The sequence below is a fragment of the Thermoanaerobacterium xylanolyticum LX-11 genome (genome assembly GCF_000189775.2).
Lineage (GTDB): Bacteria > Bacillota > Thermoanaerobacteria > Thermoanaerobacterales > Thermoanaerobacteraceae > Thermoanaerobacterium > Thermoanaerobacterium thermosulfurigenes.
Genome location: NC_015555.1, coordinates 1069677 through 1086365, shown reverse-complemented (window position 1 = coordinate 1086365; position 16689 = coordinate 1069677). Strand labels below are relative to the sequence as shown.

The 16689-nt window shown below is 34.0% G+C and carries 16 protein-coding genes and 1 riboswitch; of the genes, 1 reads left to right on the top strand and 15 read right to left on the bottom strand.

Annotated features, from left to right (window positions below):
- Positions 1–91: 91 nt before the first annotated feature.
- The 13 genes from fliD to THEXY_RS05170 all read right to left on the bottom strand — a co-directional run bounded on the left by fliD (position 92) and on the right by THEXY_RS05170 (position 13000).
- Positions 92–1411, bottom strand: a complete 1320-nt coding sequence (fliD, locus tag THEXY_RS05230) for a flagellar filament capping protein FliD (protein ID WP_013787789.1) — start codon at positions 1409–1411, stop codon at positions 92–94.
- A gap of 142 nt (positions 1412–1553) precedes the next feature.
- Positions 1554–1892, bottom strand: coding sequence for a P-II family nitrogen regulator (locus THEXY_RS05225; RefSeq protein ID WP_013787788.1), 339 nt, complete (start codon positions 1890–1892; stop codon positions 1554–1556).
- Positions 1892–3484: an ammonium transporter gene (locus tag THEXY_RS05220; RefSeq protein WP_013787787.1), complete on the bottom strand. Its 1593-nt coding sequence runs from the start codon at positions 3482–3484 to the stop codon at positions 1892–1894. The genes THEXY_RS05225 and THEXY_RS05220 overlap by 1 nt, the downstream gene beginning before the upstream one ends.
- A 27-nt stretch (positions 3485–3511) precedes the next feature.
- On the bottom strand, positions 3512–3757 hold the full coding sequence (locus THEXY_RS05215; protein WP_013787786.1) for a hypothetical protein: 246 nt from the start codon (positions 3755–3757) through the stop codon (positions 3512–3514).
- Between the two features lie 91 nt (positions 3758–3848).
- Positions 3849–5171: an ammonium transporter gene (locus tag THEXY_RS05210; protein ID WP_013787785.1), complete on the bottom strand. Its 1323-nt coding sequence runs from the start codon at positions 5169–5171 to the stop codon at positions 3849–3851.
- Positions 5172–5424: 253 nt separating this feature from the next.
- A complete protein-coding gene (locus THEXY_RS05205) occupies positions 5425–5685 on the bottom strand; it encodes a hypothetical protein (RefSeq protein ID WP_013787784.1) in 261 nt (86 codons plus the stop codon).
- A gap of 89 nt (positions 5686–5774) precedes the next feature.
- Complete coding sequence (locus tag THEXY_RS05200) at positions 5775–6305, bottom strand: folate family ECF transporter S component (RefSeq protein ID WP_013787783.1); 531 nt, start codon at positions 6303–6305, stop codon at positions 5775–5777.
- 195 nt (positions 6306–6500) lie between these two features.
- On the bottom strand, positions 6501–7523 hold the full coding sequence (splB, locus tag THEXY_RS05195; protein WP_013787782.1) for a spore photoproduct lyase: 1023 nt from the start codon (positions 7521–7523) through the stop codon (positions 6501–6503).
- Between the two features lie 104 nt (positions 7524–7627).
- Positions 7628–8257 (bottom strand): thiamine phosphate synthase, encoded by a 630-nt coding sequence (gene thiE, locus THEXY_RS05190; protein WP_013787781.1) that lies wholly within the window; start codon positions 8255–8257, stop codon positions 7628–7630.
- A gap of 2 nt (positions 8258–8259) precedes the next feature.
- Entirely contained in the window at positions 8260–9060 is an 801-nt protein-coding gene (gene thiM / locus THEXY_RS05185; RefSeq protein ID WP_013787780.1) for a hydroxyethylthiazole kinase, read from the bottom strand.
- On the bottom strand, positions 9053–10234 hold the full coding sequence (gene cytX / locus THEXY_RS05180; RefSeq protein ID WP_013787779.1) for a putative hydroxymethylpyrimidine transporter CytX: 1182 nt from the start codon (positions 10232–10234) through the stop codon (positions 9053–9055). The genes thiM and cytX overlap by 8 nt, the downstream gene beginning before the upstream one ends.
- Positions 10224–11033, bottom strand: a complete 810-nt coding sequence (gene thiD, locus THEXY_RS05175; RefSeq protein ID WP_013787778.1) for a bifunctional hydroxymethylpyrimidine kinase/phosphomethylpyrimidine kinase — start codon at positions 11031–11033, stop codon at positions 10224–10226. Before thiD ends, cytX begins: the two co-directional genes overlap by 11 nt.
- Positions 11034–11099: 66 nt before the next feature.
- A riboswitch (TPP riboswitch) is annotated at positions 11100–11214 on the bottom strand.
- 376 nt (positions 11215–11590) lie between these two features.
- Positions 11591–13000 (bottom strand): ISLre2-like element ISTxy1 family transposase, encoded by a 1410-nt coding sequence (locus tag THEXY_RS05170; protein WP_013787446.1) that lies wholly within the window; start codon positions 12998–13000, stop codon positions 11591–11593.
- A 220-nt stretch (positions 13001–13220) separates the two neighbouring features.
- Between THEXY_RS05170 and THEXY_RS05165 the strand changes: the two genes are divergently transcribed.
- The gene (locus THEXY_RS05165; protein WP_013787777.1) at positions 13221–14114 is read left to right on the top strand and encodes a GGDEF domain-containing protein; all 894 of its coding nucleotides are present in this window, start codon (positions 13221–13223) and stop codon (positions 14112–14114) included.
- Here the strand turns inward: THEXY_RS05165 and THEXY_RS05160 are convergent.
- On the bottom strand, positions 14111–15529 hold the full coding sequence (locus THEXY_RS05160) for a glycosyltransferase family 2 protein (protein WP_013787776.1): 1419 nt from the start codon (positions 15527–15529) through the stop codon (positions 14111–14113). The genes THEXY_RS05165 and THEXY_RS05160 overlap by 4 nt on opposite strands.
- Positions 15526–16680 carry a HEAT repeat domain-containing protein gene (locus tag THEXY_RS05155; protein WP_013787775.1) on the bottom strand — a complete coding sequence of 385 codons (1155 nt, stop codon included), beginning with the start codon at positions 16678–16680 and terminating at the stop codon, positions 15526–15528. The genes THEXY_RS05160 and THEXY_RS05155 overlap by 4 nt, the downstream gene beginning before the upstream one ends.
- Between the last annotated feature and the right edge of the window lie 9 nt (positions 16681–16689).

The following is a 16689-nucleotide window of genomic DNA, read 5'->3' as shown; positions in this document are numbered from 1 at the left end:
GAAAATTCTTGGTGATACTTACCTTGCCAAAGTATTTGCTATGTAAAAAAAACTCCCACCATAAAAGATGGGAGATTTCTTTAATTCTTTGTTAAATTAGTGAATTTATGAATTGACCAGATGGCATCAGCATTGTCTGTATTAATGACGCATCAAGCATTCCAGTTGAATCATAAATTCCCATATTGTTATTGACTAAAGGCATTGTTTCATTTGCATAGTCTGTAAGAGGACTTTCAGCTATTCGCCAAGCAAATTGACCTACATTTACAGCCAATCCATCAAATCCAGAAAAGGCTGCTTGAGCAGTGCTAAAATTGTTCTGTATCGCATTATTGTTCTGTATCGCATTATTTAAAGCATTTTGATCTACCGAGAGAGTCATATCTGGATTTTGAGTAATTCCAATAGCTTGTAAATTTGATGCCTGATATTCATAATTTTGAGTAAGCTCTGAAACAACAAGAGGGCTTATATATTGCTGATTTTGATTTGCATATGTTAACAGGTCGTTGTAGTTATTGACAAAATTATTTATGCTGTTGCTTATGGATTGCGTATCAGGCGCCACTGTTACTGTAGCATTGCTTACAGTTTTATTAAATGTCATGGATAAGTTGTTATTGTCAACATTGACGGTGTTTGTTTGAGATGTACCACTTACTCCATTAATAGTATAATTTGCATTTGTTGCTTCTACTGTTACTGTATTTGCGCCAGTATATGAAACTGCATTGCCGTTGACATCTGTCAATGTGAATGCATTATTTGTTCCAGTATTATTTGCATTTATTTCTAACTGACTTGTACCAAGATATGGATTGTTATTTACAATGGCTGTAACCCCTATATTTGCAGAGTTAATTGCTTGAGCCATATTATCTAAGACAGTTTGATTAGTGTCTCCTTGATTGACATTAAAAGATATATTATATTGTTGCCCACCTACTTGTGCTTTAAAGCTGTATGTTCCAGGTGTAAGGCTTGTGACGCTATTGCTTGATAAACTTGTACCATTGTTTTGTTGCGCCATGGCAAGCTGATTTACAGTAACATTATAGGTAGAAGCAGTTGCACCTGGCTGAGCTGATACACTTATGGAATTTGGATCACTGGATGTAGCAACCATCTGATTAAAAACATTATCAGGCGATGTAAGTTGTAACTGTGACGCTGCCTCAGCTAAATTATTTGCGTAACTATTCAGCATGACAAGGGCATTTGTCGTTTGCATTGGCAATTGTTGGTTATACATATCTGTATACAATGCTTGCTGTGCAATTTGAGATATATTGTCAGAAGAAATATTTGATAATGAAGTCAATGGATTGCTCATATTAAAAAGATAGCTGTAATCACTGTAATAAGGGTACATCATATACATATAACTTGTATCAATATAGCCTGCCATATTTTCACCTCCAACCTTTTTATTTTACTTTTTTATCGGCAAAACTTTTAAAAATTTAATAGAAAATGTCAAGTTTTTGTTAATATCTAAAAGGCTTCTACACATTCTCTCATGTAGAAGCCTTGGTAATTTCACTAAATCTTTATATTGCTTTTTCTCCGCGCTCACCGGTTCTTATCCTTATGGCGTCTTGTATGTCGTATATAAATATCTTTCCATCACCTACATTGCCTGTTCTTGCCACTTTTGTAACAGCATCTACGATGTTTTCGACGCTTCCATCATCTGTCACAATCTCAATCTTAACTTTTGGAAGAAGGCTTATCTCAATTTCCGCACCTCTGTAAATCTCTTTTTTACCTTTCTGATGTCCACATCCAAAAACCTGCGACACCGTCATTCCGTGTATTTTCAGCTTATTAAGCTCTGACTTTACATCTTCCAAGACATCCGGTCTTATTATGCATTCAACTTTCTTCATTATTTTACCCCCTTGCTTAGTACAGCATCATCTAAAACTTGTGGACTTTTTACATTTTTTTCAAGAACACCATCCGAGTACACAACAGGCGTCAATTGGAAATCAGGATATGCTAAAACGCCCATTTCCGGCAAATCAAGCCCTGCGATTTCGTCTTCCGGTTTGACTCTTATACCCATTATAGCATCAAGGGCTTTATAGAACAAGTAACTTAATCCAAATCCATATACGACTATAACCGCCATATCTATAAGCTGTGCCCAAAGTTGACCTGTACTACCATAAAGTATTCCTGTTACAGCACCTTGTACTCCGTTGAGCCCTGCACCATATGTGCCATCTGCAAATATGCCGACGCTTAAAATACCCCACAAGCCATTTACACCGTGTACAGAAAAAGCTCCTACCGGATCATCAATCTTAAGTTTATTTTCAACAAAGGCAACAGATACGCAGACCAAAATGCCAGCCACAGCACCGATTATAAAAGCCGATATACCATTTACAAATGCACATGGTGCCGTTACCGCCACAAGTCCGGCTAAAGCACCATTACACATCATCGACGGATCAGGTTTTCCATATTTAACCCACATATAAAGCATTGCAACAAGTCCTCCTACAGCCCCAGCGATCATGGTATTTGTTGCAACAACCGCCAACCTTAGATCCGTTCCATTAAGTGTGGAACCTGCATTGAATGCAAACCATCCAAAGAAAAGTATGATGGTACCAAGAATAGCCATTGGTACGTCATGGCCTGGTATTGGCACAGGCGTACCATCTTTCTTGAATTTCCCAATTCTTGGTCCTATTACCATCGCTCCTGCAAGTGCCATCATGCCCCCCATTGCATGAACGACACCAGATCCTGCAAAGTCAATTACACCATTCCCGAGTCCGAGTTTGGCTCCAAGCTGTGAAAGCCATCCTCCTCCCCAGACCCATCCACCATAGATGGGATAATAAACCATTGAAACAAAAAACGATCCAATGACAACCGCTAAAAATTTAACTCTTTCTGCCATCGCACCAGTAGGTATTGTAACCGTCGTATCCATAAATACCATCTCAAAGAAGAACAACGCATACACACCTACATCATACGTTCCACCGCTTAATAGGAAAAATCCATTAAGCCCCACTAAATTCCATCCTCCTATGCTTAGTGCGTGGTTTAAAGGTGCTGTACCACCAAGGCTTGAAAATGAACCAGAGCCGCCCATCATAAATGCAAAACCTGTCAAGAAAAATCCAACAGTACCTACTAAAAATACCATAAGATTCATGGCCATAGTGTGCATTGCATTTTTAGCCTGTGTAAAGCCAGTTTCAACAAGTGCAAACCCAGCCTGAAAGAAGAATATCAAAAATGCAGTTAGCATTACCCATACGAAATTAATGCCAAGCTTATTCTTTGCAACCTGTGTTGCTACTTCATCTAATGTAGGTTTACCTGTAACTGCACTTGTAATGTCTTTTACAGTGCCAAGATTAGCCCCTGTTGGATCACCACCAGCAGCATATACCACCCCTACTGTCATTATCAAAAGTAATGCCAATACAATACCTATTACAATTTTCTTTTTCATGAAAAGCACCTCCATATTATTTAACTTTTATATTCTCTTAAAATTTCTAATTGAAAACTTTTTATCTTTTATATTTTTTGAAAGATTGTAAATCCTTACAAAATAGATTATTACAAGGTAGACAATTGGCAAAGCCATTATAAATGCTGGCACGCTATTGGAAAAGATTATTATTGTATTATGCATAGATATGCTGTATAATATAAACGTTAAAGCTAAAATAAAAATTATTGTATTTATAGTGTATAATGTGATGATAGGGATTTTTTTCATTTATGTCATCACCTCCTTTCAAAAAATGAAGGTGCTTAGATCTCCAAGATTTAAGCACCCTTGCTTTTTTATCGAATGACTATTTGTTTTATTATTGATTAAAGTCAAAAGCTTTAAAGCCAATGTTGTACGCTTCTTCACCGTGTTCAACTATATCAAGTCCTAATTCCTCTTCTTCTTTAGTAACTCTAAGCTCCATAAATAAGCTTATAAATTTCAATATTATAAATGACATAAGCCCTGCAAAGATGTAAGTTGTAACAACTCCTGTAAGCTGAATAAGCAATTGATTCGGATTGCCGTAGAATAAGCCATTAGCACCTGCAGGATTTATAGCTTTTGTTGCAAAAAGTCCTGTAGCCAGTGCACCCCATGTACCGCCAACGCCGTGTATACCAAACGCATCAAGTGAATCATCATATCCAAATTTATGCTTGATGTAATTGACAGATGTGAAGCATATTATACCTGATATGACTCCTATTGCGATCGCAGAAACTGCTGTCACATATCCTGCTGCAGGTGTAATAGCTACAAGTCCTGCTACAGCACCACTTACAGCACCAAGTAGTGTAGGCTTACCGCTTACTTTCCATTCGGTTAATACCCATCCCATGGAGGCGGCAGCAGCAGCAGTATTTGTCACGACAAATGCATTAACCGCCAGACCATTTACAGATAAAGCGCTTCCTGCATTAAATCCAAACCAGCCAAACCATAAAAATGCTGCTCCCATCAAAACCATAGGCATGTGATGTGGTACCATCTTTGTATTTTTTCTCTTGCCCAGTATTAAAGCCGCCACAAGTCCTGAAACGCCAGAACTTATGTGAACGACTGTACCACCAGCAAAGTCCAATGCGCCTAAGTTTTTAAGCCATCCACCATTTCCCCATACCCAATGTGCAAGTGGATCATATACTAATGTAGTCCAAATAAGCGTAAATACGATGAATGCTGAAAATCTCATTCTTTCCGCAAATGCACCCGTTATTAAAGCAGGTGTTATTATGGCAAACATCAATTGATATACCATAAACGCCAAAAGTGGTATCGTCGATGAATAAGTACCATCAGGTCCAAGACCAATATTGTTAAGACCAGCCCAATGTAGATTTCCTATCAAGTGGTATGTATCACCACTAAAGGATAATGAAAATCCAAATAATACCCATTGTACAGAAACAAGTGCGATAATAGTGAAACTTTGCATCATTATGCTTATGACATTTTTCCCATTAACCATACCGCCGTAAAAAAATGCCAATCCCGGTGTCATGATCATGACTAATGCTGATGAAAATAGTATAAATGCTGTATCACCTGTGTCTATCTTGCCTGTCGCTGCAAAAGCCATATTTGGTATTAAAACTGCCAATAAGAACATCAATGTAATAAATATCTTTTTCTTCACATTTATTCCTCCTTTAAAAATAATAAAAGAAGACGCCCTAATACATAGGTTACCTATGAATTAGAGCGCCTTTGCTCTGTCAATTTAAAGTAATAATATTTATCTTAGTTATAATAGTACATCTATATATGTTTTTTGTCAATATCTAAGTTTACTATTTTGCAAAAAATTTAAATTGCAATTTAATATAAATCTGAAATGAATGTTGTAAAACAAGTAAAAATCTTATAAACATCAACTAATACAAAGTAAATCAATCTTTCTTTTTGAAATAATAATCAGGCAACAAAGATAATTTTTCGCAATATTTTTTCTCATTAAAATGAGTTTTCTCCTTAAGTATATAATATATCTCTTCAATCAAGACCGAACCTATCATTTCTTTTGACTTTTGTTCAGAATAACCTAAATTTTTTAGTCGCATCAGGGTAGCTTTTGTACATTTCGGATCATCCATTTTCAATTGATTCTCAACAACATCCATAATTAAAGCTTTTAATCTATAATTAACCATAATTCTTCTCCTTACAATTCATTCATAGTAAACATAATAATATCATTTATTCAAAGCTCTAAAGAGTTATAAACAATGATTTGATTTTATTAGTTGTCTTTAAAATAAACTATATTTATTCTTTTTAGCAATACTTGCGTAAACAATGAATATATCGGAACATTAATAATTTCTCCTACAACCTTTGGAGGTAGAGTAGTCACTAAAGGCATTTTAAATAACAGCAGAAGAAAATAAGGCACCAATATTACTGATGAAATTAACTGACCTACACCAATTGCTATCAGCAATTGCCATATAGAAGGGATTGGAGCTTTTATCGGCTTTAAAACCAAAGCAGGAATAATACCTGTGAGAGCTGCTGTCAATGTAAAATGTGGCATGTATGGTCCTAAAGGATTAATGTAATACCCAACTATATCACCTACAGCACCTACTATACCTCCTGCTGTAGATCCAAACATTATCCCTGCAAGAATCACCGGCAATGCGCCAAAGCCAATTCTTATACCTTCAATACCACCAACAGCTATTCTAATACTAGCTATTCTACTTAAAACTATGTTTAGGCTAATCAACAATGCTAGAAAAACCAGTTCTCTCGTATGTATTTTTTTCATTAAACAAGCCTCCCTATCAATTATATAGGTTATAATAAGACTGCTACACAATTAGAAAAAGACTACTACAATGGTACCATAAACTCTATATATCATCAATACTCTCAAATCAAGTTTTTTTATAATATCATATTAATTGCTTTTTATATATAGTAGCCTTTTAAGATCCGCTGCAAGCTTATTTGACATTTAGACTCATATTATATATTTGATGACATTACCATCAAATATTGACTCTATTTCCTTTATAAAAAATTCCTTCATTTCATTTATCTCATCATTTTTGTACATAAATTTTTTGTAGCCAAATTGACCGAATCTACAAACCCTTTCTTCGTCATTCATAGGCAGTGTATTTTCAGGAAAAATCTCTGATATGGTACTTTTGGCTTTTGCTGTGTATCTGTGTGAGATGATTTCAAATGTTATTGGATATGCAGTTTTTTCAGGTATACTTTCCTTCATTTTAAATAATAGTTCTTTATAATCTTTTTGCCAATTGTCATACAAAAAAACAGGCGCTATCAAAAAACCCATGGGATAGCCTGATTCAATTATTTTTCTGCTGGCTTCCAATCTTTTCTCTAATGATGGAGTCCTTTTTTCATATTCGTTTATGATTTTTTCAGTATTTAAACTAAATCTCACTTCTGTATGTCCATTATGTTCAATATCAAGAAGTGTATCTATGTCTGTAAACTTCGTGACAAATCTAAATCTTCCACTTTCGCTTTTGCTGAAAAATTCTATCGCAGATTTTAGAATGTTTGTATACGGCTCTACTGGCACGGGATCTGACGTTGCCGAACCTTCAAAAATTGTCTTTTCAGGTTTCCTTGCTTCAATATAATCATTTGCCCACATAAATATGTCATCTATATTTACATTGACCTTTATGTAAGGCCTCTCGCTTAAATTTGTATTAAGATAACAATATTGACATTGACCTACACAACCAGATAGCAATGGTAGCTGATAATTAGCTGATGGTTTACAAGATTGAAAATCTATCTTTTTCTTCACGCCCACAACTAAAGTATTTTTCCCTTCTTTATAATATTCTCGTAAATTGTCCCCTGGTATATGTCCTTTTATTCTATTTCCTTTCATCTCTATAAATTCAACTTCTTTTCTGTCTTTAAAAAATTGGTATATGTTGTATCCAATTTCATAGTCTATAGCATTTTTTTCAAAAATAATGCGCTTAGGAATAAACATTTTCGTACTCCTTTTTTTAAGTAATTTGTTTATTTTTATTCTTAGCACATTTCAAATAGTATATGCAAAAAGCACATCCTATTTGTAAGAATGTGCTTTTCATACTACTTTGATATAGCATCTTTTAAGCGCCTTGTGGCAAAACCTATATCATCTGATGCCATGATCTCTGATACAACTGAGATTCCATCAACGCCCGTTCTCATTACATCTAATGCATTGCTGTATTTTATGCCTCCAATTGCGACAACAGGAATCTTTACTGCTTCTTTTATTTTTTTTAAATCCAAAAGCCCTATTGCTTCACCTATATCTTTCTTTGTGCCTGTGTAGAATACTGCACCTGCTCCTATGTAGTCAGCACCATCTCTTTCTGCCTCTACGGCTTCATCTACGCATCCAGCAGATATGCCGATTATCTTATTATCGCTCATGATCTTTCTTGCAATGCTGCATGGCAGATCTTCTTGACCTAGGTGAACTCCATCTGCATCAACAGACAGTGCTATATCAATTCTGTCATTTATTATAAATGGAACATTGTATTTTCCTGCAATATCTTTTAATCTTTTAGCAATCTCGTAAAACTCTCTTGATGAAATATCCTTTTCCCTAAGCTGTAGCATAGTAACACCGTTTTGCAATGATTCTTCTACAGCATCGTAAAAATCTCTACCAGCCTTCAAAAGGTTTCTGTCAGTGACCAAATAAAGAGATACATCAAAATCTTTCATGCTTACGCCTCCAATACTTCAATATCAGCGTATTTCCTTATAATGTCGGAGTTTATAAGGTACAGATTGTCTATAAATTTTGCCCTAAATGTCCCAGGCAAATTGCACTCTTTTTCCGCCAATTCTCCAGCTATATTCATAATAAGAAGGGCAGCCAATGACGATATCACTTTGTCATGGCTGCATGCAGACGTAGCCGCCATTATTGCACCTAAAGTACAGCCCGCACCTGTTATCTTTGTAAATAAATAGGTACCATTTTTAACTTTTACTACTCTTTTGCCGTCGCTTATATAGTCTTCTTTACCTGTTGCAACAACAACCGTATTTGTTAACTTTGCAAGTTTTACACATGAGTCAACATTTCCGCTGTCATCTAAAGAATCTACACCTCTGACATTTGCACTTTCACCTGATAAAGCCTTTATTTCACCGCCATTCCCCTTTATAATGCTTATATCACCTATTTTCAAAAGCATATTTACAAAGTCAACCCTGCTTTTTATAGCAGCACATCCTACAGGGTCTAAGACGACTGGTTTTTTGTGGTCTTTTGCTGATATTACAGAATTGATTATTGTCTCTTTAGTTTCATTATTGATAGTACCTATATTTACGTACAAAGCATTTGAAATTGCTGTAAAATCGTACGCTTCGTCCGGTGACATAACCATTGCAGGAGATGCCCCTATACTTAGTAGTGCATTGGCATTATCGTTTATTACGACGTAGTTTGTTATAGCGTGGACAAGCGGCACTTCTTCTTTTAATCTTTCTAAAACCTTTATTGCTTCTTCAACCATAAATTTTCTCCTCTCTCTTATTTAAAGATTTCATAATTGGATAGATTACAGCAGTTAAAATAATCGTACCTATTGTGGGCGTTATAAACCATTTTGATAGATTTGTGCCAAAATATGTAAGATAATTGTAGAATATCGTACCCACCGCAAAAGAAATCGTGGCAGGCACATTTAAGAAGCTATGGCTTTTGCTTTTCATCAAAAAGAAATCTTCAAATACAACCGTATATGCTGGAATAAATACACTTCCTATGGCGTATAAAAAGTTTTGGTAATTATCCATTGGGAACAAATATGCGGCAATAAGCCCCACAATGGAATATATAATAAGCAGACTTTTTCTGCTTAATTTTGCTTTGACAATAGAAAGGGTTGAAATAGCAGCAGAATACACATCCATAAAAGTCGTAGTAACCGTCGACAAAAGTATAATGAGAAGCGGTACAATTCCCGTTTTTATTGACGCAAAATACGAGATTATATCCTTTCCGCCTGTTTTTAAAGCCACATAAAGTCCTATAAAATACATGAAGCAGCTTGCTATGAAATATCCTGCAAATGTATATATAAAGCTGGACTTCCCATCTTTAGCATTTATAGTGTAATCCCCTACCAGCGGAAGCCATGATACAGGCATAGCAACGGCAAGCTCAACAGCACCGCTGAAACTCATGTCTCCCGTTACTGACGCTATTTTCCCGCCTTTTAAATACAATACAACAAATATAGTCAATATAAATAAAAGTACAACAGCAATATCGTTTATCCAATAAGCTTCATTGTCAAAGAATAATGTCCACAATAAAACAGATATGCCAACGACAAAAATTCCAATAGCAGTAGACATGCCTATGGCACCGTTGAAAGCCTTTGCAGACTGTATTATCATTACAGCCGTCCAGCCAACCAATTGAAGCACATTTAAAAGCCCTATAAATACCATGCCTCTCTCGCCCAATACACCTTTCGTGGACTCTATTGCAGGCTTCTTAACTCTAAAGGACATAAGCCCTCCTAAAGCAAAAAACAGAGTACCAATTATATGACCTAACAATATGCTTAAAATTCCTTTAGTTAAGCCTAATGGTGCAAAGTATGAACCAGTAAAAACCTCTGCAATGGATATGGCCGCACCTGCCCATATCAAAAAAAGCGTCGAATTTTTAATCTTCATAGTCAATACCTGCTTTCTTATAAAGATCTACTAAATGTCCTACAGGTCCTACACCTTTACCTATCTCAAGAGAATTTTTAATAGCCTCTGTTATGTAACTTTTTGCGTTTATTACTGCATCTTTCAAGCTAAATCCTCTACCAAGGTACGAAGCTATTGCAGATGAATACGTACATCCTGTCCCATGTGTATTTTTGGTGTCGATCCTCTCCTGCGGCAAAAGTAAAAATTCACTTCCATCGTAAAATACATCAGTAGCATTTTCTACAGAATGACCACCTTTTACAACGACAGCTTTTACACCCATATCGATGATTTTTTTAGCAGCCTCTTTCATGTCTTCAATTCCCTCAATATTCATTCCCGTAAGTTCACATGCCTCCGGTATATTTGGAGTAATGATATCTGCCATAGGCAAAAGTTTTGTCTTCAATGCATCTATGGCGTCTTCTTTTAGAAGGTAATATCCGCTTTTTGATATCATGACAGGGTCTAACACGACGTTTTTTGGATTCCATATTTTAAGTGATGATGCAATAGCGTCAATGATTTCTCCACTTGACACCATGCCTATTTTCACAGCATCAACTTCTGTATCCTCAAATACACAGTCAATCTGCTTTTTGATGATATCTGCATCCATCTCCCTCACGTCAAAAACTCCTACTGTATTCTGCGCAGTAACTGCCGTTATGACGCACATGCCGTATACTCCAAGTGCGCAAAACGTCTTTAAATCTGCCTCTATGCCAGCTCCACCAATGCTGTCAGAGCCTGCAATTGTAAGTAACTTTCTCACATCGATTCCTCCTTTTTTGTATGCCTTAAGGAAATACGAAACAAAAAAGTGTGCTGGATAAGCACACTTAAATCCCAATGTACTCCCTACGCCGGCATTATCCAGATCAGGTTATGGGTCATAGCAGAAATAGCTGCTAACTCTCAGCCGGGCTATCACCCCAGCTCCCCAGACTAAATATTAACTTTTATTTAATTTTAACACAAATTGTTTGACTTGTACAGGATATTTCACTCTATGATCGTGTCAAGTATTTTTAGGTTTTTTTGAAAAAAAGACCTCACTATCACTCTAAGGATGAGTATTGATAGCTGGATTTTAAGAAAAGTTTTTAGTGTTGAAGTCTCTTAACTTCTTGATAGCATAAAATCGCCACTCACTCTATAATCTTTGATTTTCTTTTAATATCTCACTCATTCTCAGATTCTCACGCTCTTCAAAGAAGCCATCATGTATATCAATGCTATTTATTCATGAATTTTACATGTGATAGGTAACCCAAATAAGCTCCCCATAATAATAACTAAAACTACAATCTTCAATATATATGCATACTTTTAAATGGCATTTCTCAATAGTAATGATTTTATAGCCTGACTTGTTAATGTTTTTTTATTTTGCAATATTGGCAAGCTTATTATGTTTTCATAAGTTGATTTTATTTTCTTTAGTTGTTGTTTCGCTTTATACACTGTTTGCTTTGGTATTTCTATTGGCTTTAAGCTTTCATATTGCTGTTTTAATACGACACCTTTCAGCGATATGCCGCTTGCTTTTATTGCTCTTAATTTTGCCATTTTGTGAGCTCCAACCTTGCTCCATGAAATTGGTCTGCTTGATAGTCTCTCTGAAAGTACATGACTTACATGACTTTCTGCACTGCATCCTGTTATTTCTTTTTTGTAAAGGCTGTATGAATTTATTCCATCCCAATTGTTATTTATATATGTTTGGCACTTCGTTACGGGATTTTCTGTTCCGTTTAATTCTAGTTCTTTGTATTTTTGTGTTAAAAGCTCATTGACTTTTTGTTTATCTGCTTTAAATATGGCTTTCCATAATTCTCTCTTTGTTTTTTTATCTTCTTTTATTGCAGCTGTTATGTATTTTTGTAGATGAAATAGGTCTAATACGTATACGGCGTTAGGCAGATATTTTACTCCGAATTTTATCCATTCCGCTCCATCTCCAGATACGTATATGCGTTTTATTTTGTCTTCGTTATATGTGCTTGCAATGTACTCCCATACTTCTTTCCATAACTCTTCTACTTTATCTCCTTCGTATACACCGGAAAAGTATACGGCATTTTTTAGTTCATTTCTGCCTTTTGTTATTGTTTGTTTTCCTTCATGTACGTATATTAATTTTACAATGTCTGGTTTGCCGTTTTGAAGATGTATATGATCTTCATCAGCTTCTATGTATAAAGTTTCTATTTCTTTTTTAGTCTTTGGCTTTTCATATGTTTGAAGGTTGTCTATTTTTCTTAATGTGTTCATTACTGTTTGCCGGCTTACATTGCAGTTAGCTCCATTTCTTTTAAGTTCCTGAGTGGTTTTTTGATATGAGAGTATTGTAGAAAGATCCGTTATATCAGCTTTAAGCTCAGCATCTATTCTTTCATATTTTTGGATGCCAGCAGCTTTATCTACGAGATATGCCTTCTCTCCTGTTTCTTTGTTTTTATAGTACCGTCTTTTGTATGTGATATCTCCAAATGCAGTTGTTATTGTCCTTTCACAATCTTTTTGGACTACCACCCAGTTTTTCCTTTTGTATTTATCTTTATATATGCTTTGATCAAGTTCATGAAGTACATCTGCACAAATCTCTTTTCCTAATTCATTTAGAATTTTTTTAAGTTCTTCTTCAAATTCCAAATAGGTATATTTTCCATCAAGTAATCCAATAATTTTTTCTACAACAAGCAGGAATTTTTGAAGTGTATGTTGAATTATTTTCATAAGACCTCACCTTCCTATTTATTTTCTAACTCATCCTCTTGGGAGGATGGTGAGGTCTTATTTCTACATTTCATCGCTATTTTCCTGCTTTTTCACCTAAAAAAATTTTACACTAAGCACTCTATCGTCAAATTTTCTTGATAATCTATACATTGTTCTTTTATATATATATAAATTATGGTAAAATAGAATTAATAATTATGGGAGGCAGGAATTTTTTATGAATAGTACTTATCTATCAATAGATGATATTATAAAAAATGTATCATTTTTAGTAAATATATTCGATGGTATAAGAATAGTAGATCCTTTAAAAAAGAAAGTTTACTACTCTTTTCTAAATAGCAAGGAAATCATTGATGAAAAAGATTATTGCTATGATTTTTGGAATCAAGGTAAAATATGTAGTAATTGTATATCAATAAGAACAATTATTGAAGATAAAACTTTTGTAAAAGTTGAATATACTGGAGAAAAATTATATTTAGTAACATCGACACCATTTTACACAGACTCAGGTAAAATTGTAGTCGAACTTTTAAAAGATTCTACAGATGCAGGTTTGATTGAAGATATTAAAAATCTGACAAGTCAAAATATATATGATAAAGTAAATGAATTAAATGAATTAGTGGTAAAAGATGGTCTCACTGGACTATATAATAGACGATTCGTAGATGAAAGATTACCTGTTGATATCCTTAGAGCTTCTTTAAATACCATGCCAGTCTCCATAATAATGGCAGATATAGACTTCTTTAAAAAAGTAAATGATACATATGGTCATATTGCAGGTGACGAAACGCTCAAATTTTTTGCCTCCATAATTCAAAGCAATATTAGAAAAGATGATTGGGCAGCTAGGTATGGTGGAGAAGAATTTTTAATTTGTTTGAAAAATACAGATAAAAATGAGGCTTACGAAATAGCTGAAAGAATAAGAAAAAGCATTGAAAGCAGCACTATAATATATAAAGACAAGGAAATTAAAATCACTTCCAGCTTTGGGGTATATACATTTGAAGGCAATTATGAAAATTATTTAGATGTTATTGAAAAAACCGACCAAAAATTATACGAAGCAAAGAAAAAAAGAAATCAAGTTATGGCTTAAGCTTTCTTAGTTTCAAAACTATGTCTCTTGATTTTTCCCCAACTGCTTTTTAATTTTTTAAATTTAACAATACCTTCTATCCTAAATAGAGTTGTCATCTGCCTGTATCCAAAATTTTCTAATACACCGTATATACTTAGTTTTAAAAGTTGAACCAACTTAGGATAATTATTAAATGTATATTCTTCTAACAATATAGCACCTAATGATAAAAGCACTCCATAAAGAATAGCCGCTGCAAAATACAAAATAAAATATTTTATGTTTAGAATACCTAATATGTACGTAATCGGAATAAAAATATACCCTAGTATTTCAACAACAGGTCCTATCATTTCAAATAACCAAAAGTAAGGAACTGCTATTAAACCAATTTGCTTATACTTTGGATTTAATAGCATTTTTTTGTGTTTAAAAAGGCTATCTATAAGACCTATCTGCCATCTTCTTCTCTGACTCCTTAGATCTTTTATACTTTCTGGTGCCTGTGTCCAACATACAGGATCTGGAATAAACTTTATTCTGTATTCTTGTCTTTTCTCTACAAAATGTTCGTGAAGTTTTACTATAAGCTCCATGTCCTCACCGATTGTATCTTTATCATAGCCACCAACTTCTATAACAGCATCTTTCCTACAAGCCCCAAACGCACCAGATACGATAAGAAGGCAATTTATCAAATCCCAACCAGCTCGCCCCAATAAAAAAGCCCTCAAATACTCTACTATCTGAAAATTTGCTATTCTATTTCTTGGTAAATCGATGTTTATGATTTTATCTCTTATTATAGTGCTACCATTTGCTATTCTGACTATGCCACCAACAGCAATTGTTCTTTTATCCTCAACAAAAGGCATTATTATTCTTACAAGTGAATCACTTTCTAAAATTGAGTCTGCATCGATAGATGTTATTACTGGATAATTAGATACATTTATACCAGCATTTAGTGCATCAGCTTTTCCACCATTCTCTTTATCTACTAATATGAGATTAGGTATATCAATGTTTCTATAGACTTTTAGTATTTTATTGGTTTTGATACGATATCTAATTGGTTGATCTACCTCTTTTAATTCAAATGCTTCAATCACCTTTTTTAATGTATTATCTTTCGAACCATCATTTATTACTACTACCTCAAAAATTGGGTAGTGCAACGATAAAAGCGATTTTATATTCTCTACTATTGTTTCTTCCTCATTATAAGCTGGAACTAATATAGATATTGGTATCATATTTGAAGAAGATATAAATCTCCTATAATCAGAATATCTTATTTTCTTTATGTATCTATTTAAATTAATTGCAGCTAAAATTAGCTGAAAAAAATATATAAAGTTAATTGCGAAAACATAATAAATAAGTGTTTTATTAAATCCTAAAATAATCGATTTTAATAAAGATATGCTCAAGCCATCACCTCCATCTTGCTTTTAACATATTCTGTAATTAAGTCAGAAAGTTTAGGACCTGTGTAAAATACCGATTCATATTGCAGAAGCTTATCGTATCCATAATCTGTTTCCAAAACAGAAACGACTATATCCTTTGCAAAATTATCATCTTTTTGAAATACCGTTTTGATGGCCTCTAAACCGCCATTTATATTTATCAATGAATGTGCAGCATTATACCTTACGTACCATTGTTTATCAGACAATGCTTCTACAAGAGGTGCAAGTGACCTCTCATCCTGTATTTGACCCAATACTTTAGCTGCGACTGCTCTTACTTCCCACTCTTCATCTTTTAAAAGCTCTATGATTTTATAAGTAAACCTATTATCACCCATACTACCCAAAGCCTTAAGAGCCGCTATTCTCTTTTCTTTGTTTTTGCTTTTTAGAAATTTAGCTATATCGTCTGCTAAAGAAGTATCCTTGTAATTTCCAGCTGATTTTATAAAAATAGAAGCAATGAAATCATCATCAAGATACATTAAAGATCTATAGACATATAGTTTATCGCCCTCAAAATTATCAACAATTTCTATAATACTTCTCTCACTTAATAAAATTGTATTTGAAAGACTTTTAAACGCTTCTACAAAAGATTTTTCATCGCCTATTTTAGCAAGTGCCAAAAGAACATTATATAATAGATCAGTAGAATGTGTGGTAACTAAATTTAATAATGGCTTCACAGCCTTTTTACTCCTATAATCACCTAAATATCTACATACCAAAGAAACTTTGAATATATTTCTTTTATTTAGATTGCTTATCTCATAATCTATAAGCCCAATCTTTTCGCATAATGCTGTCAATCTTTCAGCAACAATACCCTTAAAATTTTCAAAATAGTATGCCATTCTCTCTTCTACTAAGTTTCTCTTGATTTTATTTCTCATTAGAACTCTTAATTTCTCTATATCAGTTTCACCAACATACTTCTCATCAAGAAGATATACTAATTCATCAAGAAATTTAGAGATCTCATTCATATACCTTTGCTTAAGCATATTATTTATCAATACATATATCTTTTCAAATATTAAATACGCATATAAAGCAAGTATAATACCCGAAAATACAGCTATTGAAATTATGGCTATTGATTCCATTTAATCACC

What these genes read in the sequence shown, in the direction of transcription:
- fliD (WP_013787789.1), bottom strand. Translation starts at nt 1,411, where the DNA reads ATGGCAGGCTATATTGATACAAGTTATATGTATATGATGTACCCTTAT.
- THEXY_RS05225 (WP_013787788.1), bottom strand. Translation starts at nt 1,892, where the DNA reads ATGAAGAAAGTTGAATGCATAATAAGACCGGATGTCTTGGAAGATGTA.
- THEXY_RS05220 (WP_013787787.1), bottom strand. Translation starts at nt 3,484, where the DNA reads ATGAAAAAGAAAATTGTAATAGGTATTGTATTGGCATTACTTTTGATA.
- THEXY_RS05215 (WP_013787786.1), bottom strand. Translation starts at nt 3,757, where the DNA reads ATGAAAAAAATCCCTATCATCACATTATACACTATAAATACAATAATT.
- THEXY_RS05205 (WP_013787784.1), bottom strand. Translation starts at nt 5,685, where the DNA reads ATGGTTAATTATAGATTAAAAGCTTTAATTATGGATGTTGTTGAGAAT.
- THEXY_RS05200 (WP_013787783.1), bottom strand. Translation starts at nt 6,305, where the DNA reads ATGAAAAAAATACATACGAGAGAACTGGTTTTTCTAGCATTGTTGATT.
- splB (WP_013787782.1), bottom strand. Translation starts at nt 7,523, where the DNA reads ATGTTTATTCCTAAGCGCATTATTTTTGAAAAAAATGCTATAGACTAT.
- thiE (WP_013787781.1), bottom strand. Translation starts at nt 8,257, where the DNA reads ATGAAAGATTTTGATGTATCTCTTTATTTGGTCACTGACAGAAACCTT.
- thiM (WP_013787780.1), bottom strand. Translation starts at nt 9,060, where the DNA reads ATGGTTGAAGAAGCAATAAAGGTTTTAGAAAGATTAAAAGAAGAAGTG.
- cytX (WP_013787779.1), bottom strand. Translation starts at nt 10,234, where the DNA reads ATGAAGATTAAAAATTCGACGCTTTTTTTGATATGGGCAGGTGCGGCC.
- THEXY_RS05170 (WP_013787446.1), bottom strand. Translation starts at nt 13,000, where the DNA reads ATGAAAATAATTCAACATACACTTCAAAAATTCCTGCTTGTTGTAGAA.
- THEXY_RS05165 (WP_013787777.1), top strand. Translation starts at nt 13,221, where the DNA reads ATGAATAGTACTTATCTATCAATAGATGATATTATAAAAAATGTATCA.
- THEXY_RS05155 (WP_013787775.1), bottom strand. Translation starts at nt 16,680, where the DNA reads ATGGAATCAATAGCCATAATTTCAATAGCTGTATTTTCGGGTATTATA.